The organism is Streptomyces sp. NPDC059718, from assembly GCF_042733315.1.
Taxonomy (GTDB): Bacteria; Actinomycetota; Actinomycetes; order Streptomycetales; family Streptomycetaceae; genus Actinacidiphila.
Genome location: NZ_JBHWGA010000018.1, coordinates 149012 through 169464, shown reverse-complemented (window position 1 = coordinate 169464; position 20453 = coordinate 149012). Strand labels below are relative to the sequence as shown.

Below are 20453 nucleotides of genomic sequence, written 5' to 3'. Positions count from 1 at the left end.
AATGGGTGGAGCTGACCGGTACTAATAAGCCGAGGGCTTGTCCATAGGTTGCTCGCGTCCACTGTGTAGTTCTGAAACAACGAACCGTTGGTTCGTATGGTTTCATAGTGTTTCGGTGGTTATAGCGTTAGGGAAACGCCCGGTTACATTTCGAACCCGGAAGCTAAGCCTTTCAGCGCCGATGGTACTGCAGGGGGGACCCTGTGGGAGAGTAGGACGCCGCCGAACAAATTTTGAGCCCCGGCTCCCGAGTTTAATCACTCGGGAGCCGGGGCTTTTTTGCGTACGATCGCGTTATGACGAGCTACACGATACGTGCGTCCCGCCCCGACGAGTGGCGTGCCCAGCGGGCCCTGCGGCTGGAGGCGCTCAAGGACCCCGCCAGCAGCGTGGCCTTCGTCAACACGCACGACACCGAGGCCGCGTTCACCGACGAGGTGTGGCAGCAGCGGGGGCAGACGCAGGCGTTCATCGCGGAGGACGAGGCCGGCGAACGCGTCGCGAATGTGGCCGTACTCGTGGAGACGGGCGAGGAGTTCGCCGTGCCCCAGACGCATCTGGTCGGTGTCTACGTACGGCCGGAGTTCCGGGGCGGCGCGTTGGCCGCGGAATTGCTGGGGGCGGCGATCGCGTGGTCATGGGAGCTGCCGGAGCAGGTGCGGCGCGTACGGCTGTGGGTGCACGAGGACAACCACCGGGCGCAGGCCTTCTACAAGCGGCTCGGCTTCGTCAGGACGGGGAGGACGATGGCGTTCCCGCTGGACGAATCGCAGACCGAGTACGAGATGGAGCTGGAGCGGCCGTAGGGAGTGGGCTAGGGCAACCGCACCGCGTCCGGGACCTCTTCGAGGAGCGCGGGCGGTTGGGTGCCGAGGACGATGCGGGCGTCGGCGCGCTGCCACAGCGGCCCTCGCCAGTGGTCGCGGGCCTGTTCGGGGGAGCGGAGCACGGCCAGGGTGGGCAGGCCGGCTGAGGTGCCGGTGGCCAGGAGGTCGGGGAGTTCCGGGATCGGCGCGAGGGCGGCGATGTCGTCCAGCACGAGGGTGATTGGTGGGTCGAGCCGACCGGAGGATGACCCTGCGGCCATGCGCCGGCCGTGCTCGACCACGCTGGAGACGAGTGCGGTGAGCAACGGCATCGCACCCGGGTGGGTTCGAGGGTCCTCGTTGGGCTCGCCCACCACATAGAGCGTGCCCAGATCCTTGAGGAATGACTCCAGCTCGAGGCCGTCGGCGCGTCCGGGATTGCAGGCGTCCCGGATGTGGACGGAGTTGAGGGACTCCATGGCGCGGTGGACGAGGGCCTGGGCGGCGTCGCGGCGGTGGGTGTGGGCGTGGAGGACGGACTCGAGCTCCCCGCTCCAGCCGGAGGCGGCCTTGGAGTGCGTGCGCAGGATGCGGACGGCGTCCTGGCCGGAGGTGCCGCCCGCCCAGCGGTGCACCTGGCGGAAGGGCTGGCCGTCGACGGCGGCGGCGTGCAGCCAGCAGCGCAGGAGGGTCTCGGCGGCGTCGAACATCGCGGCGTCGACCGCGGCGCGCGGCCGTACCGGGAAGAGCAGGGCGCGGGCGCGGGTGACGGCCGTGGGGACGTCCTCGCAGCCCGAGTGCGGGGCCCAGCGGAGCCGGGCCGGGGTGTCGACCAGGTGGGCCGGGTCGTAGACGTGGACCGGGCCGAGCTTGGCGCGGTTGCCGACGGTCTGGTGGAAGGTGTCCGGGTCGGCGGTGGTGACGAGGACCGGGCCCGCCGCGTTGAGGACGGACGGCTGGACGAGGCGCTTGCCCTTGTCGCTGCGGAGGGCGGCGAAGGCGGCGTAGGTGCGGGTGAGTTCGCGGTCGATGGTCACCGACGGAGCCGCGGGGCCGGCGGCGGGGACGCCGGTGGCAGGTCCCACCGGTAGGGGTTCAGGCTCGGGGGCGGCCGGCTCAGGGGCCTCCACGGGCCGCTGCGCGGCCTGCCGGGGCCGGACCGGGGTCTCGGGCTCCACGGCAGCCTCCGCGGCCTTCTGGGCGGCCGTACGGCGTGCCGCGCGGCGCAAACGGGTGCGCGCGACGACGCCCATCACGAAGACCGTGAGGACGAAGAGCACCATCAACTGCCCGATGAACACACCCCAGAACAACCCGGAGCCGGGCAGCCCCGCCGGCGGGGCGGGCCGCCAGGCACCGGCGATGTCGTGGGGGTCGGCGATGAGGTGGCGCATGGCCACGGGCGTGCGCGTGAAGTGGACCTCGGCCGGCCACGCCCCGTGGGAGACGAGGCCGGCTATCCCGGTGCCCGTCCACACCAGGACGGTCATGCCGAGCAGGAAGCCCATGACGCCGAGGATCAGCCCGTCCGGGATGCCGCCCTCGCGCTCCTGTCCGTGGTGCTGCGCTCTGGCCATGGTCAGGTCCCCGTTCAGGCCACCGCGTCGTCGGCCAGCTGCTTGTCGAGGGAGACCCGTGGCTCGTCGAACCCGTCCGCCCGGTCGTCCTCGTCGGCCGAGGCCTCGGTCATGGCGCGGTCGGTGTAGACCAGCGGCCGTTCGGTCTCCGTGATGAGGTGCTTGACGACCTGCACGTTGCCGTTGACGTCCCAGACGGCGATGCCGGGGGTGAGGGTGGGGATGATCTCCACCGCCCACCGGGGCAGGCCCAGCACCCGGCCGGTCGCGCGCGCCTCGTCGGCCTTCTGGGCGTAGATGGTGCGCGTGGAGGCCATCTTGAGGATCGCCGCGGCCTCCTTGGCGGCGGCGCCGTCCACCACGTCGGACAGGTGGTGGACGACGGCGACGAAGGACAGGCCGAGTCGGCGGCCGAACTTCAGCAGCCGCTGGAAGAGCTGCGCGACGAACGGGCTGTTGATGATGTGCCAGGCCTCCTCGACCAGGAAGATGCGTTTCTTCCGGTCGGGGCGGATCCAGGTGTGCTCCAGCCAGACGCCGACGATCGCCATGAGGATCGGCATGGCGATGGAGTTGCGGTCGATGTGGGACAGGTCGAAGACGATGAGCGGGGCGTCGAGGTCGATGCCGGCGGTCGTCGGGCCGTCGAACATGCCCCGCAGGTCGCCGTCGACGAGCCGGTCCAGGACGAGGGCCACGTCCAGGCCCCAGGCGCGGACGTCCTCCAGGTCGACGTTCATCGACTCGGCCGAGTCGGCCATGGGGTGCCGCAGCCGGTCCACGATGTCGGTGAGGATCGGCTGGCGGTCGGTGACCGTTTCGTGGACGTACGCGTGGGCGACCTTCAGCGCGAATCCGGAGCGCTCGTCCAGGCCGCGGCCCATCGCGACCTCGATGATCGTGCGGAGCAGGGCGAGCTGGCCCGTGGTGGTGATCGCCGGGTCGAGCGGGTTGAGCTTGATGCCCCCGTCGAGGGCCGCCATCGGGTCCAGGCGGATGGGAGTTATTCCGAGGGCCTTGGCGATGAGGTTCCACTCGCCGACGCCGTCCTCGCCCTGCGCGTCCAGGACGACGACCTGGCGGTCGCGGAAGCGCAGCTGCCGCAGGACGTACGTCTTCTCCAGGGCGGACTTGCCGTTGCCGGACTCGCCGAGGACCAGCCAGTGGGGGGCGGGGAGTTGCTGTCCGTACAGCTGGAACGGGTCGTAGATGTAGCCCTTGCCGGAGTAGACCTCGCGGCCGATGATCACGCCGGAGTCGCCGAGGCCGGGTGCGGCGGTCGGCATGTAGACGGCCTGGGCCTGGCCCGTGGAGGTGCGGACGGGGAGTCGGGTGGACTCCACCTTGCCGAACAGGAAGCTGGTGAAGGCGTCGGTGATCGCTGCGAGGGGGTCCAGCATGGCCATGGGTGGAGAGCCTCCTCGGCGTCAGCGGTCGTCGCGCCTGGGGCGCAGGCTCCGGCGTGGCATCGTTGTCCCTGTCGTCCTTCCCATTAGCGCCGTCCCTGGAGACGGAGCGTCAAGTGCGCACAGGCGCATGGTGCTACCTCCAGGCCCCTCAGCGGCGGATGCCGGTCGCGAACGGAAGCGTGTTGACGAACGCCCGGTGGTGTTCGCGGTCGCACCACTCCAGCTTGAGGTACGACTTGCCCGCGGAGGCGCGGATCGTGCGCTTGTCGCGCGCAAGGGCTTCCGGGGAGCGGGAGGAGACCGTGATGTAGCCGACCAGGTTGACGCCCGCGGCGCCGGAGGCGAGGTCCTCGCCGCGCTGGTCGATGCGGGTGTGGTGGGCGAGGTCGCGGGGGTCGACGACGCGGTTCATCTTGGCGGCGCGGCTGGCCTCGGCGTCGTCGTTGGTCTTCTCGGTGAGCATGCGCTCGATGGCGACGTCGGTCGGCTCGAGGTCCATGCAGACGGCGACGGTGCGGATCACGTCCGGGGTGTGGACCAGCAGCGGGGCCATGAAGTTGACGCCGACCGGCGTCAGCGGCCACTCCTTGACCCAGGCCGTGGAGTGGCACCAGGGCGCGCGGGTGGCCGACTCGCGGGTCTTGGCCTGGAGGAAGGTCGGCTCGGTGGCGTCCAGTTCGGCCGGCCAGGCGTTGCGGCGGGTCATCGCCTGGATGTGGTCGATCGGGTGGTCCGGGTCGTACATGGAGTGGATGAGCGACGCCAGCCGCGCCTGGCCGAGCGGCTGGCGGACCCGGATGTCGGCCTCGGTGAGGCGGGCGCAGATGTCGGTGAGCTCACGGGCCATGACGGCGGCGATGCCGGCGTCCTTGTCGAGGGACTTGCGGGCGCCGCCCGCGGCGCGGGCGATGGCGTTGCCCTCGGCGGCGAGCTCGCGGCTGTAGTGCATGCACGCGACGAGGTAGGCGCGGTGCTGCTCGGACGAGGTCGACACCATCGACTGCAGTTGGTCGTAGGAGTCCTTCAGCCACTGCTCGGCCCGGTCGTCACCGCGCTGGGCGACGTCCTTGGCGTGGGCGTCGGGGTCGGCGGGGAGGGTACGGGCGAGCATCTGCAGCCGGGTGACGAAGCCGTCGCCGTTGGCCACGTGCTTCAGCAGGGTGCCGAAGCGTTCGACCAGGGCCTCCTGGTCCTCGCTGTCGCGCAGGCCGACGCCGGGGCCCTCGATCTCGATGGCGGCGGTCACGGTGCGCCGGTCGACGTGCAGCAGCACGGCGATCTCGTCCGGGCCGAAGGGCGCCGACAGCCAGGTGATGCGGCCGATGCCGGGGGGCGGCCCGATCTCCACCTCGCGGCCGTCGAGCCGGGTGCCGGACTCGGCGGCGGTGGAGCGGTAGGTCGCGGCCGACCGCAGCGTGCGGCGGTAGCTGCGGTTGATCTCGAACCAGCGGTAGAAGGTGCGGCGCCGGTAGGGCATGTAGACGGCGGCGAAGGCGAGCAGCGGCCAGCCCGTCAGGCCGAGGATGCGCAGCGGCAGCACGGGGATCAGCAGGCCGCTCATCATGCCGAGGAACGCGCCGACGATGATCAGGGCGATCTCACCGGTCTCGCGGTTCTTGCCGACGATGGCGTTGGGACGTGCCTTGCCGATCAGGTACGTACGGCGCTGCTGCGGTGCGGCGTAGGGCTGGGACGTCACCGGCTTTCGCCTCCTGCTGTCTTGCTGGTGGTTCCGCCGCCGTTGCCGCGGTCAGGGTTCGTGCGCGGCGCGGGGGCCGGTGCCGGCGCGGTGCCGTTGCGGCTGCTGTGCGCGGCGATGCCGCTGGGCACGGCGTTCGTGGGCTGTGCGCCACCGCCCGAGGCCTGCTCCTGGGGCCCGCCGCGGGTGCTGTGCGTCTTGATGCCCTGCTTCACCAGCGCGGCCGGGGAGGAGATGACGGCGGCGGCCTGGGACTCGGCGCTCGCCTTGCGGTTGCTGCGGAGGCTGGCCACGTCGTCGCCGAAGCCGGGGACGAAGCGGTAGATCATCGCGCTGGCGAAGATGGCCAGCAGGATGATGGCCAGACCCGACACGACGGCGCCGAACGCGGTGGGCCCGTCGGAGCCGCTGAGCGCGCCCGCGAGGCCCAGCACGACCACGATCACCGGTTTGACGAGGATCACCGCGATCATGATCCCGGCCCAACGGCGCACGTGGTGCCACATGTTCTTGTCGACCAGGCCCGAGTACACGGCGGTGCCGAGCAGCGCGCCGACGTACAGCAGGGCGGCACGGATGACGAGTTCGAGCCACAGGACGCCGGCGGCGAGCACGGACACCAGGGAGACCACGATCAGCATGATCGGGCCGCCGCCGATGTCGGAGTCCTTGGTCAACGCGTCCTGGAACGAGCCGAAGAACGTGTCGGTGCCGGCGGAGGTGCCCGACGCGATGACCTCCGTGATGCCGTCGGTGGCCGACACGACGGTGTAGAGGATCAGCGGCGTGAAGGCGGAGGCGATCACGGTGAGCCAGAGGAAGCCGACCGCCTCGGTCAGCGCCTCGGTGAGGGGCACCCCGCGCACGGCGCGCTTGGCGACGGCCAGCAGCCACAGGAGGAGCGTGAGGAAGGTGGAGGCGGCGAAGACGACGGCGTACTGGGTGAGGAACGCCTTGTTGGTGAAGTCCACGGCCGCGGTCTTGTTGACTGCCTTGGAGAGGCCGTCGATGACCCAGGCGGCGGCGTCGGCGCAGCCGCGCGCGAGCGAGTCCAGGGGGTCGAGGGGGTCCGCCACGGAGGGGGTGTTCTTGGACCCTGTGCCGCCCTCGCAGTAGTCGCGGGCCTGTCCCACGATCAGGTCGCACGGGTTGTTGCTGCCGCTCGGGCTGGGGGTGGGGCCGGGGGCGGCCACCGCGCGTGAGGCGGCCAGGACGAGGGTCGTTTGGGCAGCCGCGACCAGGGCGGTCAGGGACAGCGCGCGGCGCCGGTGGCTACCTGGCATACGTGAACCCTCCGTAACCCTGGACCGCGTTGGCGATTTCCTCGGCGTCGGCCGCGCGGTTGTCGCCGTTGACGGGCGCGGGTCCCTCCTTCTGGCCGGACGTCTCGATTCTCCAGTCCCCGTCAACCCAGACCAGTTGCTCGGTGATGGTGAACCACGTCTGGCTCACGGGCTTCGTCGAGCCCTCCCCGGCCAGGCCGACGAGGCCCGTGCTCCACACCTCGACGGTCGCCGCGTTCTTGGAGAAGCCCGTCACGCGGGTGCCCACGGGGACGGTGCGGGAGACGAACGTGTAGCCGTCCGGCACGCTTCCGTCTTCGTTGAGCCCCACGTTGGCGAGGAAACCGGGCGAGTAGGCACGGTCGAGGTCGCCCTGGAGGCGGTCGACGACCTGGGGGGCGTGGATCGCCGCGACGATCGTGTGGCGGCGGGCCTCGTCGAACATGCCGTCGGAGCCCAGCGCCACCGCGTAGTTGGCGGCCGCCGACTGCGCGCCCTGGTCGGTGCGGGCGTAACCCGTGGGGATGCCCGCGTCCTTGCCGTTCACCGGCTTCGTGCCGGTGGGGGATGTGGGCTGGGAACGGGCGCCGTTGGAGGAGCCGCCGCTCTGGCTGCCGCCGCCGGGGGAGTCGGAGGGGGAGCCGCCGCCGCGGTTGGCGAAGGCGATGGCGGCGATGAGGAGCACGACGACGCCGACGACCGTGACGAGGCTGCGGCTGGAGCGCTGCGGGCGGCGGGAGGGGCCGCCGGTGCCGGGCGGGGGCTCGGGGAGACGGGTACGGGTCGGGGGGCCGTCCTGGCCGAGGCTCATCGGCGGCTCGCCCCCTCGGGGGTCATCGGGTGAGTGGGCATCAGCAGACAGCCTCGGGTGGGGTGCGGGGCCGGGACGGGCCCCTCGGGGACAGTGCGCAGGGGATGGGGCGGACTCCGACGCGTGGTCGCTAGACCGCCATCCCGTAGACGATGGTGAAGAGCGTGCCGAGGGAGCCGATGATGAACACGCCGGTCAGGCCGGCGATGATCAGTCCCTTGCCCTGCTCCGCACTGAAGGTGTCGCGGAGCGCCGTGGCTCCGATGCGCTGTTTCGCCGCGCCCCAGATCGCGATGGCCAGGCAGAGCAGGATCGCCACTGCCATGACCACCTCGATCATGACGCGTGCTTCGTTCCCCAGAGAGCCGAAAGGCCCCCAGTCCGGGGCGATACCACCGATGATGGTGTTGATGTCGCCCTTGTCGGCAGCCAGGAACATGAGAACTCACCACCACGCTAGATCAGTTGGCGTCCTCGACGGGGCGCAAGGAGCCAAGGTCTATCTTGGCGGAGGATGTCGCCGTCGTATGTCGACTCGGCGACTTTCTCAGCCGATTCCCCGGTGTGATCCGGGCCGCAACCGCCAGACTGGACACACTGGCGTGCGATCCGGTGTTCGATGGGACTTTGTTGACTACTCTGTGTATCACGGTGGTGAGCGGAGGGCAACGATTGGCGGCGCTGCGGGTGGGGATGCTCCCCAGGGCCTGGCGCACCGTCACCTTCCGTGCCGGGCAGGGTGATGTGACGAAGGGGTGGGGCGGGTGACGGCGGCTTCGCGGACCGCGCGGAAGGCCTGGCTGGTGTCGGGGGTCGTGGGTGGCCTCTTCATGTCGTTCGTCATGCTGCTCGTGGTCGGTACGTACCTGGTGGCGGCGAAGCTGGCGGGCGGGGGCGGGGCGGTGACGCTCGCCACGGGGGCGGTGCCCGCGGCATACCAGGGCCTGGTGCAGAAGTGGGGGAACCTCTGCGGGGCCATCAACCCGGCGCTGCTGGCGGCCCAGCTCTACCAGGAGAGCGGCTGGAACCCGAAGGCGCAGAGCGCGGCGCAGGCGCAGGGGATAGCGCAGTTCATCCCCGGGACGTGGGCGACGCACGGCGTGGACGGGGACGGTGACGGGGACCGCGACGTGTGGGACCCGGCGGACGCCATCCCCTCGGCCGCCTCGTACGACTGCGAGCTGGCCGGCTACGTCAAGGACGTGCCGGGGGACCCGACGGAGAACATGCTCGCCGCGTACAACGCGGGTGCGTACCGGGTCATCCAGGCCGGCGGGGTGCCGCGGATCCGGGAGACGCAGAACTACGTCCGGATCATCACGACCCTGCAGAAGAGCTTCGCGGCGCCCGTGGGCCCGGTGGGGCCGTCGCGGCAGTCGGCGGGCGCGATCTACTACGCCCAGCAGAAGCTGGGGACGAAGTACCTGTGGGGCGGCAACGGCACGCCGGAGCAGGGCGGCCGGTTCGACTGCTCGGGCCTGACGAAGGCGGCGTACCACTCGGTGGGGATCGAGCTGCCGCGCGTGGCCAACGACCAGTGGAACGCCGGACCGCACCCGAAGCGGGACGAGCTGCTCCCGGGCGACCTGGTCTTCTTCGCGTACGACCTGACCGACCCGCGGTCCATCCACCACGTGGGGATCTACGTCGGCGGCGGCTACATGATCAACGCTCCCTACACGGGCGCGGTGATCCGCTTCGACAAGATCGACACCCCGGACTACATCGGGGCGACGCGCGTGACGGCGGCGGGCGCGGCGGCGGTGTGACCGTCGCGCGCCCGCCGCGGCGTCGCTGTGGGTGAACACCCGGCCCCGGCATGCGGGAACGTGTCTCCCTTCGATAACACCTTGGTGATCATCCGGTGGAGACCGGAACGCGACGTACCGTGCCGTCCGTTGGACGGGGGAGAATCAACTCCCACACGGACGTGCACGGGGGTGCGGCGGAAGAGAATGAGGGGACACCGGTGGCAGAGCTCTCACTGGACGGCTCGAACCCCGACGTCAGTCTGCTCCGCGACATCAACGGGCTCGCGAAGGACGCCCCGCGCTGGTTCGACCGCGTGATGGAGGCCGTCGGCGAGTACGGCCTGATCCTGCTCATGGTGCTGATCGCCGGCTGGTGCTGGTGGCGCGTGGCGCGCCGCAGCGGCGCGGAGGCGCCGACGGCCGTGGCGGGTGTGATCTGGTCCGGGCTGGCGGCGTCGATCGCGCTGGCGCTCAACATCCCGCTGCGGAACTTCGTGGACCGGCCCCGGCCCTTCGTGGAGCACGAGGGCATCGACGTCCTGGTGAAGGGGAAGACCGACTTCTCCTTCGTCAGCGACCACGCCACCTTGACGATGGCCGTCGCGATGGGCCTGTTCATGGTCAGCCGCAAGTGGGGCCTGGCGGCCATCGCCGTCGCGCTGGCCGAGGGCTTCTGCCGCGTCTACATGGGCGTGCACTACCCCACCGACGTCCTGGGCGGCTTCGCCCTCGGCACGGCCGTCGCGCTGCTGCTGGCCCCGGCGGCGCTGGCCCTGCTGACACCGCTGACGAAGGCCGTGGCGGGGTCCCGCATCGGCGTGCTCGTGCAGGCGGCCCCGGGCCGGCCGGAGGCCCGCCGGGGCGAGCCCTACCCGGAGCCGTCGGCGGTCGACAAGGACCTGGCCGCCTGACGGCCGCCGCCGGCGGACGGGCCTCGTTACAGGGCCTCGTTACAGGGCCTGCTGGAAGCTGAACAGCCGCGAGGGGTCGTAGCGGGTCTTCAGGCGGGTCAGCTTCTCGGCGGCCGAGCCGTAGTAGGCGGTGCGCCAGTCGGTCAGCGTGGCGTCGGTGTAGTTCTGGTAGGCGGCGCCGGAGGCGTGGCGGCGCATGGCCGCGTGGAGCCCGGTCAGCCAGCCCGTGGTGCCGGGGTTCTCTATGTACTGCGCCAGGAAGCGCGAGCGCCGGTGCACGAAGGCGGTGGCCGTGGGCGCGACACGGTTGACGGCGCCGCCCAGCGCGGTGAGGGAGACGCTGCCGGAGCCGGAGCGGAGCCCCTCCACCTGGGACAGGAGGGTCTGGATGCCGGCGGCGGAGAGCGAGCGGTCGTAGAAGTCCGAGCGGGCCGCGTAGGTCTCCCGGCCGAGCCGGCCGGAGGGGCTGCGACCGGGGGTGGTGCCGGGCAGGTGGCACTGGGCGGTGCTCAGGTTCGAGCAGCCCGCGTACGCGAGGGCGGCGTCGAGGTAGGAGCGCGGGTGCAAGGAGACGCTCGTCGCGGGGGCACCGATGGTGTCGGCGAGCCGGTCGACGGCGTTCGCGAGCCCGTCGCGTGAGGTGATGCCCACGGTGGCGATGCTGATCTGCGGGGATCCGGTGCCCGACTTGTCCAGGTGCAGAGCGGACCAGATCTCGTCGGGCTGGGTGGGCCCCCACTCCTGCCAGGCGCGCAGGACGGCGGCGGCCTTGCTCCAGGGCCAGGTCAGGTAGCCGGTGACGACCTGCGGTGAGGCCTGCGTGTCGAAGGTCAGCCGGGTGACCACGCCGAACTGGCCGCCGCCCGCGCCGCGCAGCGCCCAGAACAGCTCCGGGTTCTCGCCGGCGCTGCAGCGCAGCACCCGGCCGCCCGCCGTGACGATCTCGGCGCCGGTGAGGCTGTCGCAGGTCAGCCCGTACGCGCGGCTGAGCACCCCGTGGCCGCCGCCCAGGGTGAGGCCGGATATGCCGACCGTCGGGCACGAGCCGGCCGGCAGGGTGCGTCCGCTCGCGCCGAGCTTGGTGTAGACGTCGATGAGCTTCGCCCCGCCCCCGATGGTCGCGGTGCCGCCGGACAGGCTCACCGAGGCCATGGACGAGACGTCGAGGACGAGCCGGCCCTTGCCGCCGGAGTAGCCGGCGTAGGAGTGCCCGCCGTTGCGGACCGAGACGGGGACGCCGGTGCGGCGGGCGAAGTCCAGGCACGCCCGGATGTCCTCGGTGCCGGAGACGTACGCCACGGCGGCGGGGCGCTGCCCGTCGAAGCGGGTGTTGTACAGCAGGCGTGCGGTGGCGTAGTCCGCGTCGTCGGGCAGGACGAGGCTGCCGTCCAGGGTGCGGCCGAGGGCCTTCCAGTCGGGGCGGGCGGTCGGCGAGGCGCTGGGGGACGCGGCGCTGCCGGCCGTCGTGGCGGTGCCGGGGGTGCCGGGCGCGGCGCTGCCCGCGTGCGCGGGGCGGCCGCCCTCGGGGGTGCAGGCCGTGGCCAGCCAGCCCGCCGCGGCGACGCCGGCGCCGCCGCGGATCAAAGTTCGTCGGTTCAAGGTGGGGCCTCCCGCTCCGCTTCCCCCGTGTGGTCGTCCGTGAGGACGGTGGGGAACAGGTGACCGGTTGCGGGTGGGGGATGTGACGTCCGCCGGGCCGTCGTCAGCCCTGCTCGTGGTCGGTGGCGTCGCGCCGGGCGCGGTCGCGCGCCCGGCGGGCCGGGCCCCGCCAGCCGCAGACGCAGGTCGCGCGGGAGAAGGCGCCCTGCTCGGTGGTGGTCGCCCGGTGGGCGGGCGGGGGTGGATCGCTGGGAGGCACGGAACAAAGCTACCGGCCGTGACGCGGTGCCCTGACCCTCGTTATGCCCGACGACGTCCGAGGCGCGGGTGCAGGGGGTTGGCGGAGATGGGGCAGCTCGGTCGGGCGACTGTGGCAGCCGTGGGTCTCGGGTTGTGCGCGCTGGCGGTGGCGGGATGCTCGGCCGCCGGTGAGGCCGTCGAGGTGGACAGCGTCCCGGTCGACGCCGGGGAGACGCTGCGGCAGGCGGTGGACTCCCTGGCCGCCGCGGGCAGCTCGAAGATCGTCACGTCGATGGAGATGGCCAGCGGCGGCACGAAGATCGCCATCAGGGGCACCGGTTCCTTCGACTACGCCGAGCGCCGCGGCAGCCTCCAGGTGGTCCTGCCGCCGGACGCGGCCGGGGACGCCGAGCACGAGCCGGTCACGGAGCTGCTGACGCCCGGCGCCCTCTACATGAAGAACCGGGGCGAGGGCGTGCCAGCCGACAAGTGGGTGCGGGTCGACACGACCAGGCTGCCGGACGGCAACCTCGTCACGGGGGGCGCGACGGACCCCCTGGTGGCCGTGGAGCTGCTGCGGGGGGCGCGGGAGGTGCGGCAGACCGGGACGCAGACCCTGGACGGGGTGCGGGTGCGCCACTACCAGGGGGTCACGGACATCGCGGACGCCGCACGCGTCGCCTCACCGCTGGTGCGGGCGGAGCTCGCGGCCGCGGCGGAGGGCTTCACCGTGACCCGGGTCCCGTTCGACGTCTGGCTCGACGAGGACGGCCGGCTGCGCAAGGTGCGGCAGCGCTTCACCTTCAGCAACGGCGGGGGCGCGGGCGTGCGGAGCGCGCCGGCGCAGGTCACGGTGGTCTCGACGACCGGGATGTACGGATTCGGGGTGCCGGTGCGGGTCACGCTGCCCCGGGAGACCGACATCTACACGGGGAAGATCGTTTCTGCGACCGGCCCCTGAGGGCTTGCCGAAATGGCCCGTCCGTGTCATGCACGGACCGTGCATCAGTCCCTACGCTGGGCGGGGAGGAGGTGGTGCACGTGGCGGTGTGGCTCCTGGACCAGGACGACCAGGTCCACGTGGCCCTCGCGGAGATCGAGCTGTGCTGCGAGCTGATGATCGCGGCGTCGGCGACGACCGAGGAACGGCTGAGTTCCGAGCGCATCGACGAGGTGCTGAACGTGAGCCCCCGCGTGCCCGCGCAGGGGACCCGGTGGTCGGCAGGGGCCGGTCGCTAGCTCCGGAGCAGCCGGGCTATGGCGGCGGTGGCCTCGGCCACCTTGTCGTCGGCCTCCGGTCCGCCCTTCGCCGCGGCGTCCGCGACGCAGTGCCGCAAGTGCTCCTCCAGCAACTGGAGAGCGAAGGACTGCAGAGCCTTCGTACCGGCCGACACCTGGGTGAGGATGTCGATGCAGTACACGTCCTGCTCGACCATCCGCTGCAGACCGCGGATCTGGCCCTCGATGCGGCGCAGCCGCTTGAGGTGCTGGTCCTTCTGTTTGGCGTAGCCGTGCTGGTGCGCCTCGTGCCCGTGCTCCGGAGCGTCCCCGGCGTCGTCCGCCGGCGACTGCGCCTGTTCCTCGGCGCCACCGGTCTCGATGACCGTCATGATGTCCCTCCTGCCCCCTATACCCCGGCAGGGTATATCGTACCGAATTCGCCCCAATGTGCGAGGGTGCGCGCAGAACCCCAGCTGGGGCGCACCCGCGGCGATGAGCGACACTGTAGGACGCCGGTTAGCTGTTGCCGGATGATGCGCCTAGCATCAATGCGACCGAAACCGATGTATTCCGAGGACTTCACGTGCGCTTTCGTCTGACCCCCAGGGAGACGAGCTTCTACGACATGTTCGCCGCATCCGCGGACAACATCGTCACAGGGTCGAAGCTCCTCATGGAACTGCTCGGGGCCGATTCGGCCACCCGCTCGGAGATCGCGGAACGGATGCGTGCCGCGGAGCACGCGGGAGACGATGCCACGCACGCGATCTTCCACCAGCTGAACTCCTCCTTCATCACGCCCTTCGACCGGGAGGACATCTACTCCCTGGCGTCGTCCCTCGACGACATCATGGACTTCATGGAGGAGGCCGTCGACCTGGTGGTGCTGTACCAGGTCGAGGAACTGCCCCGTGGGGTCGAGCAGCAGATCGAGGTGCTGGCCAGGGCTGCCGAGCTGACCGCCGAGGCGATGCCGCACCTGCGGACCATGGACAACCTCACCGAGTACTGGATCGAGGTCAACCGGCTGGAGAACCAGGCGGACCAGATCCACCGCAAGCTGCTGGCCCACCTCTTCAACGGCAAGTACGACGCCATCGAGGTGCTCAAGCTCAAGCAGATCGTGGACGTCCTGGAGGAGGCGGCGGACGCCTTCGAGCACGTGGCCAACACCGTGGAGACCATCGCGGTCAAGGAGTCCTGACCCCGGTGGAGACGTTCTCTCTGGTCGTGACCATCGGCGTCGCGCTCTTCTTCACGTACACCAACGGTTTCCACGACTCCGCGAACGCCATCGCCACCTCCGTGTCCACCCGGGCGCTGACCCCGCGGGCCGCGCTGGCGATGGCCGCGGTGATGAACCTCGCCGGGGCCTTCCTCGGCACCGGGATCGCCCACACCGTCAGCGAGGGCCTGATCGAGACGCCGCACGGGCAGACCGGCATGGCGATCCTCTTCTCCGGGCTGGTCGGGGCGATCGTCTGGAACCTGATCACCTGGTACTACGGCCTGCCCTCCTCCAGCAGCCACGCGCTCTTCGGCGGTCTGGTGGGGGCGGCGCTGGCCGGGGGCACGGGGGTCATCTGGTCCGGGGTGGTGGACAAGGTCATCCTGCCGATGTTCCTGTCGCCGGTCGTCGGCCTGGTCGTCGGCTACCTGGTGATGCTGGCCATCCTGTGGATCTTCCGCAAGGCCAACCCCCACAAGGCCAAGCGCGGCTTCCGCATCGCGCAGACCGTCTCGGCCGCGGGCATGGCGCTCGGCCACGGCCTGCAGGACGCGCAGAAGACGATGGGTGTCGTCGTGCTCGCGCTGACCATCGCCGACGTCCAGGAGGAGGGCGACGGGATCCCGCTGTGGGTGAAGTTCGCCTGCGCGGCGATGCTCTCGCTCGGTACGTACGCCGGCGGCTGGCGCATCATGCGCACCCTCGGCCGCAAGATCATCGAGCTGGACCCGCCGCAGGGCTTCGCCGCCGAGACCACGGCGGCGTCGATCCTCTACACGACCGCCTACATCTTCAAGGCGCCGATCTCCACGACCCACATCATCACCTCGGCGATCATGGGCGTCGGTGCGACGAAGCGGGTCAACGCGGTCCGCTGGGGCGTCGCGAAGAACATCGTGACCGGCTGGTTCATCACCATGCCGGCCGCGGCGCTGGTGGCCGCGCTCGTCTACGCCGTGGTGCACGTGGCCTTCGGCTGAGCCGGGAGCGGCCCGCCCCCGGGTACGCGCCCCCGGGTACGACGCAAATGGGCCCGCCCCCCGTACGGGGGGCGGGCCCTTCGCCTTGCGGTGGCACCGCCATGCAGCACCGCAGGACGGCTGTGGCCGGCTGCGGGACGGATCAGCCGAAGCGGCCGGAGATGTAGTCCTCGGTCGCCTGGACGGACGGGTTGGAGAAGATGCGCTCCGTCTCGTCGATCTCGATCAGCTTGCCGGGCTGGCCCACCGCCGACAGGTTGAAGAAGGCGGTGCGGTCGGAGACGCGCGCGGCCTGCTGCATGTTGTGGGTCACGATGACGATGGTGAAGCGCTCCTTGAGCTCACCGATCAGGTCCTCGATGGCGAGGGTGGAGATCGGGTCGAGCGCGGAGCAGGGCTCGTCCATGAGCAGGACCTGGGGCTCGACCGCGATGGCGCGGGCGATGCACAGACGCTGCTGCTGACCGCCGGACAGGCCGGAGCCGGGCTTGTTGAGGCGGTCCTTGACCTCGTTCCAGAGGTTGGCGCCGCGCAGCGACCGCTCGACGATCGCGTCGAGGTCGCTCTTCTTCTTGACGCCGTTCAGCTTCAGGCCGGCCGCGACGTTGTCGTAGACCGACATCGTCGGGAACGGGTTGGGGCGCTGGAAGACCATGCCGACCGTGCGGCGCACGGAGACCGGGTCCACGCCGGGGCCGTAGAGGTTCTCGTCGTCCAGGAGCACCTTGCCCTCGACGCGGCCGCCGGGGGTGACCTCGTGCATGCGGTTGAGGGTGCGCAGGAAGGTGGACTTGCCGCAGCCGGACGGGCCGATGAAGGCCGTCACCGTGCGCGGCTCGATGTTCATCGAGATGTCGTCGATCGCCCTGAAGCCGCCGTAGTACGCGGAGAGTCCGCTGACGTCGATTCGCTTGGCCATGGTGGTGATGCTCGCAATCCTTGGGTCGCTGATGTTGGCCGCGTCAGCGACCGGTCTTCGGGGCCTTCCAGCGCGCGATGCTGCGCGCCACAAGGTTGAGGATCATGACGAAGGCGATCAGCACGAGTGCCGCCGCCCACGCCCGGTCGTAGCTCGGCTCGTTGCCGTTCTGGTACTGCTGGTAGATGTAGAACGGCAGCGAGGCCTGAGGGCCGTTGAACGGGTCGTTGTTGATCAGGTTGTTGCCGAAGACCAACAGCGCGATGGGGGCGCTCTCGCCGGCGATGCGGGCGACCGCGAGCATGACGCCCGTGGTGATGCCGCCGATCGCGGTCGGGATGACCACCTTCACGATGGTGCGCCACTTGGGGACACCGAGCGCCAGCGAGGCCTCGCGCAGCTCGTTCGGGACGAGCTTGAGCATCTCCTCGGTGGAGCGGACGACCACCGGCATCATCAGGATGGCCAGGGCCATGGCGCCGGCGAAGCCCGAGGGGCCGAAGCCCAGCAGCAGGTTCCAGGTCGACAGGATGAACAGACCGGCGACGATCGACGGGATGCCCGTCATGACGTCGACGAAGAAGGTCACCGCCGTGGCGAGCCGGCCCTTGCCGTACTCGACGAGGTAGACGGCGGTCATCATGCCGATCGGGGCCGCGATGGCGGTGGCGATGCCGACCTGCTCCAGGGTGCCGATGATGGCGTGGTAGACACCGCCGCCCTCGCCGATGGTCAGCACGCCGTTCATGGAGTGCGACAGGAAGGCGCCGTCGAGGATCTTGACACCCTTGCTGACCGTGGTCTGGATCAGCGAGTACAGGGGAAGCGCGGCGAGGACGAAGGACGCCCAGATGACACTGGTGGCGACCCGGTCCTTGGCCTGGCGGCGGCCCTCGACCATCGCGGCGATCGCGTAGGTGCCGAGGACGAACAGCAGGACGGCGATCAGACCCCACTGGATCTTGCTGTCCAGGCTCGCGCCGAGGCCGATGCCGACGGCGAGCACGAGCGCGCCGGCCGCTATGCCCGCGGGAGCCCACGTGGGGAGCCGGCGCTGGGCCAGGGCACGCTGCGGCACCGCGGGGGCGGAGCGCTTGTCTGCTACTGCGTGGCTCATGCGTTGGCCCCCGAGTATTCCTTGCGCTTGGCGATGATCGCGCGGGCGGCACCGTTGACGAGCAGGGTGATGACGAAGAGCACCAGACCGGAGGCGATCAGCGCGTCACGGCCGAACTCGTTGGCCTCGCCGAACTTGGCGACGATGTTCTGGGAGAAGGTCCCGCCGACCGGGTCCAGGACGTGCACCGACAGGATGGGCGCGGCGGACAGCACCGTGGCGACGGCCATCGTCTCGCCGAGCGCGCGGCCGAGGCCGAGCATCGAGGCGCTGATGATGCCGGACCGGGCGAAGGGGAGCACCGACATGCGGATGGTCTCCCAGCGGGTCGCGCCGAGGGCCAGGGCGGCCTCCTCGTGCATCCGCGGCACCTGGCGGAAGACCTCGCGGCTGACGTTGGTGATGATCGGGAGGATCATGATCGCCAGCAGGATGCCGACGGTGAAGATCGAGCGGGCCGCGCCCTGCGGGTCTTCCTTCTCGAACACGACGGTCCAGCCGAGGTACTCGTCCAGCCACATGTTCAGGCCGACCAGGTGCGGGACCAGGAAGAGCGCGCCCCACAGGCCGTAGATGATGCTGGGCACGGCGGCGAGCAGGTCGACGATGTACGACAGCGGGGAGGCGATGCGGCGCGGCGCGTAGTGCGAGATGAACAGCGCGATGCCGACGGCGATCGGGACCGCGATGACCATCGCGATGATCGAGCTGACGATCGTGCCGTAGGCCAGCACGGCGATGCCGAAGACCGGCGGGTTCGCGCCGGCGTTCCACTCGAAGGTGGTCAGGAAGTTGCCCTGGTCCTTGGAGATCGCGTTGATCGCGCGGATCGTCAGGAAGATCGCGATCGACGCCATGATCACCAGCAGCAGGATGCCGGAACCACGGGAGAGGCCCGAGAAGATCTTGTCGCCGGCGCGCGTGACGTTCGCCCCGGCGTGCTTCGCGGACGGTGGCGGGGTGGGGTTCTGTGTAGTTATAGCCATCGGTTTTTCTCCGGTCTGGGTGGGGGATCGCTCCCCCGGCGGCGGTGCACCGGAAGTGCGACCGGCCCCGCGACGTGCGTCGCGGGGCCGGTCGACTGGGTTAGGACAGGGCGTCCACGGTGGAGCGGACCTTCGTGGCGATCTCGGCCGGGAGCGGCGCGTAGCCGGCCTCGGACAGGATCGACTGGCCCTCCTCGGAGGCGGTGTAGCCCAGGAAGGACTTCACCAGCGGCAGGGTGTCGGCCTTGTTGCCCTTGTCGCAGGCGATCTCGTAGGTCACCAGGACGATCGGGTAGGCGTTGTCGGCCTTGGTGGTGTACGCGGCGGACATGTCCAGGGACAGGTCGGCACCGGTGCCCACGACCTTCGCCTGCGCGATGCCGGCGGAGGCGTTGTCGGCGGTGGCCTCGACCGGGGCGGAGGCGCCGGTGTCGATCTTCACCGTCTTGATGCTGTTGGCGGTCGCGTAGGAGAGCTCGAAGTAACCGATCGAGCCGTTGACCTGCTTGACCTGGGCCGCGACACCGGCGGACTTGGCGGCGGACTGGCCGCCCTTGCCCGCCCACGCCTTGGCGTGCTCGTACGGCCACGCGTCCTTGGCGGCACCGTTGAAGTACTTGGTGAGGTTGTCCGTGGTGCCGGACTCGTCCTGACGGTGGAAGGTCTGGATCTTGGAGCTGGGGAGCTTGGCGTCCGGGTTCAGCGCCTTGATCGCCTTGTCGTCCCAGGTGGTGATCTTCGAGTCGAAGATCTTGGCCAGGGTCGGGGCGTCCAGGACCAGGTTGTCCACGCCGGAGACGTTGTAACCGATGGCGATGGGGCCGCCGACCATCGGGATGCTGATGCCGGTGCCGTCGGTGCAGACCTTCTTGGACGCCTCGACCTCTTCGGGCTTCAGCGGCGAGTCGGAGCCGGCGAAGCCGTCCGTGCCGTTGTTGAAGTCGATGATGCCCTCACCGGAGGACGACGCCTTGTAGTTGATCTGGGCGTCGGCGCAGGCCTGCTGGTAGTTCTTGACCCAGGCGTCCATGGCGTTCTGCTGCGCCGAGGAGCCCGAAGCGAGGAGCTGGCCGCCCTTGTCCGCGCACTTGATGCTGCTGGACGAGGTGGGCGCCTTGCTGCTGTCGCCGCCCGCGTTCGTGTTGTCGTCCGAACCGCACGCAGTGAGCATGAGGGCACCGGAGACCGCGACCGCGCCGACGGCCAGGGCGCGGAGCCCGCTCTTACGCTGAAGCTTCACCTTTGGTGATTCCTTCCTGAAGCCCGCCGGTGGACGGCGAAGCAGAGGTATGGATTTCTGCATCCACCCGGCGGCTGCTCGCTCACCGGTAAGGCCGAAATTAGGCAGATCAGGTGAAGTGGTCGACGGCCAAGGGTGAACGCAAGGTGAACCTCGCATATCAGTGCGGTGCTGTAGCCCACACCGAGTGGCGTACGTCTCAGCGTGCCACCGTCACCTGCGCGTTCCGCGCAGGAACGCGTCGAGCACGGCACGGTCCCGCTCATGGGTGAGCCGGTTGCGCGCGGCGGCCGGCGGCAGCCAGACCATCCGGTCGACCTCGTGGTTCGGGGCGAAGGAGCCCTCGCGGGCCTCGGCGGCCCAGTAACGCACGATCTTCGTGCGCCCCTCCACGACGTACGTGGAGGAGGGGAGCACCCGCCCGGGCACGCAGTCGAGCCCGGTCTCCTCCTTGACCTCGCGGAGCGCGCCGTCCAGCGCCGTCTCCCCGCGCTTCAACTTCCCCTTGGGAAGCGACCAGTCGTCGTACTTGGGGCGGTGGATCAGCGCGATCTCCAGGCCGTCGTCGAACGGGGAGCGGCGCCACAGCACCGCTCCGGCGGCGAGGATCGGGGTGTCGGCGGTTCCGGTGGAGGCGATGGCGGTGCTCCTTTCCGGGCGGGGCTGCGGGTCACGG

21 protein-coding genes and 1 rRNA gene are annotated in these 20453 nt (G+C 70.5%); 8 read left to right on the top strand and 14 right to left on the bottom strand.

The window, feature by feature from the left end; translation table 11 throughout:
- Positions 1-111: 111 nt before the first annotated feature.
- Positions 112-228: ribosomal RNA gene (gene rrf, locus ACFV3E_RS21770) — 5S ribosomal RNA — on the top strand.
- A gap of 68 nt (positions 229-296) precedes the next feature.
- Positions 297-806, top strand: coding sequence for a GNAT family N-acetyltransferase (locus ACFV3E_RS21765; RefSeq protein ID WP_500367663.1), 510 nt, complete (start codon positions 297-299; stop codon positions 804-806).
- Between the two features lie 8 nt (positions 807-814).
- Here the strand turns inward: ACFV3E_RS21765 and ACFV3E_RS21760 are convergent, their stop codons facing one another.
- From ACFV3E_RS21760 to ACFV3E_RS21735, 6 genes are all read right to left on the bottom strand, one after another.
- Positions 815-2383, bottom strand: coding sequence for a type IV secretory system conjugative DNA transfer family protein (locus ACFV3E_RS21760; RefSeq protein ID WP_500536104.1), 1569 nt, complete (start codon positions 2381-2383; stop codon positions 815-817).
- A 14-nt stretch (positions 2384-2397) separates the two neighbouring features.
- Positions 2398-3783 carry a putative type IV secretion/conjugal transfer ATPase gene (locus tag ACFV3E_RS21755; RefSeq protein WP_499516895.1) on the bottom strand — a complete coding sequence of 462 codons (1386 nt, stop codon included), beginning with the start codon at positions 3781-3783 and terminating at the stop codon, positions 2398-2400.
- 157 nt (positions 3784-3940) lie between these two features.
- Entirely contained in the window at positions 3941-5491 is a 1551-nt protein-coding gene (locus ACFV3E_RS21750; RefSeq protein WP_500536103.1) for an SCO6880 family protein, read from the bottom strand.
- Positions 5488-6774 (bottom strand): hypothetical protein, encoded by a 1287-nt coding sequence (locus ACFV3E_RS21745; protein WP_500536102.1) that lies wholly within the window; start codon positions 6772-6774, stop codon positions 5488-5490. Before ACFV3E_RS21745 ends, ACFV3E_RS21750 begins: the two co-directional genes overlap by 4 nt.
- Entirely contained in the window at positions 6764-7585 is an 822-nt protein-coding gene (locus tag ACFV3E_RS21740) for a DUF8175 domain-containg protein (RefSeq protein WP_500367657.1), read from the bottom strand. Before ACFV3E_RS21740 ends, ACFV3E_RS21745 begins: the two co-directional genes overlap by 11 nt.
- A gap of 130 nt (positions 7586-7715) precedes the next feature.
- Positions 7716-8024: a DUF8827 family protein gene (locus tag ACFV3E_RS21735; RefSeq protein ID WP_319140882.1), complete on the bottom strand. Its 309-nt coding sequence runs from the start codon at positions 8022-8024 to the stop codon at positions 7716-7718.
- Positions 8025-8415: 391 nt separating this feature from the next.
- Here ACFV3E_RS21735 and ACFV3E_RS21730 point away from each other — a divergent pair, with 391 nt between their 5' ends.
- Entirely contained in the window at positions 8416-9354 is a 939-nt protein-coding gene (locus ACFV3E_RS21730) for a C40 family peptidase (RefSeq protein ID WP_500536108.1), read from the top strand.
- A gap of 200 nt (positions 9355-9554) precedes the next feature.
- Positions 9555-10247 (top strand): phosphatase PAP2 family protein, encoded by a 693-nt coding sequence (locus ACFV3E_RS21725; protein WP_500536101.1) that lies wholly within the window; start codon positions 9555-9557, stop codon positions 10245-10247.
- Between the two features lie 39 nt (positions 10248-10286).
- On the opposite strand, the gene ACFV3E_RS21720 is transcribed toward ACFV3E_RS21725, so the two are convergent.
- Both ACFV3E_RS21720 and ACFV3E_RS21715 read right to left on the bottom strand, forming a co-directional pair.
- Positions 10287-11846: an FAD-binding oxidoreductase gene (locus tag ACFV3E_RS21720; protein WP_500536100.1), complete on the bottom strand. Its 1560-nt coding sequence runs from the start codon at positions 11844-11846 to the stop codon at positions 10287-10289.
- Positions 11847-11949: 103 nt separating this feature from the next.
- Positions 11950-12105, bottom strand: a complete 156-nt coding sequence (locus ACFV3E_RS21715) for a hypothetical protein (protein WP_500536099.1) — start codon at positions 12103-12105, stop codon at positions 11950-11952.
- Between the two features lie 87 nt (positions 12106-12192).
- On the opposite strand from ACFV3E_RS21715, the gene ACFV3E_RS21710 reads away from it, so the two are divergent.
- Together ACFV3E_RS21710 and ACFV3E_RS21705 are read left to right on the top strand one after the other, a co-directional pair.
- The gene (locus ACFV3E_RS21710) at positions 12193-13047 is read left to right on the top strand and encodes an SCO4651 family lipoprotein (RefSeq protein ID WP_500536098.1); all 855 of its coding nucleotides are present in this window, start codon (positions 12193-12195) and stop codon (positions 13045-13047) included.
- 71 nt (positions 13048-13118) lie between these two features.
- Complete coding sequence (locus ACFV3E_RS21705; RefSeq protein WP_499513101.1) at positions 13119-13325, top strand: hypothetical protein; 207 nt, start codon at positions 13119-13121, stop codon at positions 13323-13325.
- Here the strand turns inward: ACFV3E_RS21705 and ACFV3E_RS21700 are convergent.
- Positions 13322-13696: a metal-sensitive transcriptional regulator gene (locus ACFV3E_RS21700; protein ID WP_500536097.1), complete on the bottom strand. Its 375-nt coding sequence runs from the start codon at positions 13694-13696 to the stop codon at positions 13322-13324. The genes ACFV3E_RS21705 and ACFV3E_RS21700 overlap by 4 nt on opposite strands.
- Positions 13697-13890: 194 nt before the next feature.
- On the opposite strand from ACFV3E_RS21700, the gene ACFV3E_RS21695 reads away from it, so the two are divergent.
- Together ACFV3E_RS21695 and ACFV3E_RS21690 are read left to right on the top strand one after the other, a co-directional pair.
- Complete coding sequence (locus tag ACFV3E_RS21695) at positions 13891-14511, top strand: DUF47 domain-containing protein (RefSeq protein WP_026251102.1); 621 nt, start codon at positions 13891-13893, stop codon at positions 14509-14511.
- A 5-nt stretch (positions 14512-14516) separates the two neighbouring features.
- A complete protein-coding gene (locus ACFV3E_RS21690; RefSeq protein ID WP_499513103.1) occupies positions 14517-15515 on the top strand; it encodes an inorganic phosphate transporter in 999 nt (332 codons plus the stop codon).
- A gap of 142 nt (positions 15516-15657) precedes the next feature.
- Here ACFV3E_RS21690 and pstB read toward each other — a convergent pair whose 3' ends face one another.
- From pstB to ACFV3E_RS21665, 5 genes are all read right to left on the bottom strand, one after another.
- A complete protein-coding gene (gene pstB / locus ACFV3E_RS21685) occupies positions 15658-16434 on the bottom strand; it encodes a phosphate ABC transporter ATP-binding protein PstB (protein WP_500367642.1) in 777 nt (258 codons plus the stop codon).
- A gap of 43 nt (positions 16435-16477) precedes the next feature.
- Positions 16478-17551 carry a phosphate ABC transporter permease PstA gene (gene pstA, locus ACFV3E_RS21680; RefSeq protein ID WP_500536096.1) on the bottom strand — a complete coding sequence of 358 codons (1074 nt, stop codon included), beginning with the start codon at positions 17549-17551 and terminating at the stop codon, positions 16478-16480.
- Complete coding sequence (pstC, locus tag ACFV3E_RS21675) at positions 17548-18537, bottom strand: phosphate ABC transporter permease subunit PstC (RefSeq protein WP_500536095.1); 990 nt, start codon at positions 18535-18537, stop codon at positions 17548-17550. Before pstC ends, pstA begins: the two co-directional genes overlap by 4 nt.
- Positions 18538-18637: 100 nt before the next feature.
- A complete protein-coding gene (pstS, locus tag ACFV3E_RS21670; RefSeq protein WP_500536094.1) occupies positions 18638-19777 on the bottom strand; it encodes a phosphate ABC transporter substrate-binding protein PstS in 1140 nt (379 codons plus the stop codon).
- 213 nt (positions 19778-19990) lie between these two features.
- Entirely contained in the window at positions 19991-20368 is a 378-nt protein-coding gene (locus ACFV3E_RS21665) for an NUDIX hydrolase (RefSeq protein ID WP_500372695.1), read from the bottom strand.
- Between the last annotated feature and the right edge of the window lie 85 nt (positions 20369-20453).

Coding starts and splice junctions, on each gene's coding strand:
- ACFV3E_RS21765 (WP_500367663.1), top strand. CDS start 297: ATGACGAGCTACACGATACGTGCGTCCCGCCCCGACGAGTGGCGTGCC.
- ACFV3E_RS21760 (WP_500536104.1), bottom strand. CDS start 2,383: ATGGCCAGAGCGCAGCACCACGGACAGGAGCGCGAGGGCGGCATCCCG.
- ACFV3E_RS21755 (WP_499516895.1), bottom strand. CDS start 3,783: ATGCTGGACCCCCTCGCAGCGATCACCGACGCCTTCACCAGCTTCCTG.
- ACFV3E_RS21745 (WP_500536102.1), bottom strand. CDS start 6,774: ATGCCAGGTAGCCACCGGCGCCGCGCGCTGTCCCTGACCGCCCTGGTC.
- ACFV3E_RS21740 (WP_500367657.1), bottom strand. CDS start 7,585: ATGAGCCTCGGCCAGGACGGCCCCCCGACCCGTACCCGTCTCCCCGAG.
- ACFV3E_RS21735 (WP_319140882.1), bottom strand. CDS start 8,024: ATGTTCCTGGCTGCCGACAAGGGCGACATCAACACCATCATCGGTGGT.
- ACFV3E_RS21730 (WP_500536108.1), top strand. CDS start 8,416: ATGTCGTTCGTCATGCTGCTCGTGGTCGGTACGTACCTGGTGGCGGCG.
- ACFV3E_RS21710 (WP_500536098.1), top strand. CDS start 12,193: ATGGGGCAGCTCGGTCGGGCGACTGTGGCAGCCGTGGGTCTCGGGTTG.
- ACFV3E_RS21700 (WP_500536097.1), bottom strand. CDS start 13,696: ATGACGGTCATCGAGACCGGTGGCGCCGAGGAACAGGCGCAGTCGCCG.
- pstB (WP_500367642.1), bottom strand. CDS start 16,434: ATGGCCAAGCGAATCGACGTCAGCGGACTCTCCGCGTACTACGGCGGC.
- pstA (WP_500536096.1), bottom strand. CDS start 17,551: ATGAGCCACGCAGTAGCAGACAAGCGCTCCGCCCCCGCGGTGCCGCAG.
- pstC (WP_500536095.1), bottom strand. CDS start 18,537: ATGGCTATAACTACACAGAACCCCACCCCGCCACCGTCCGCGAAGCAC.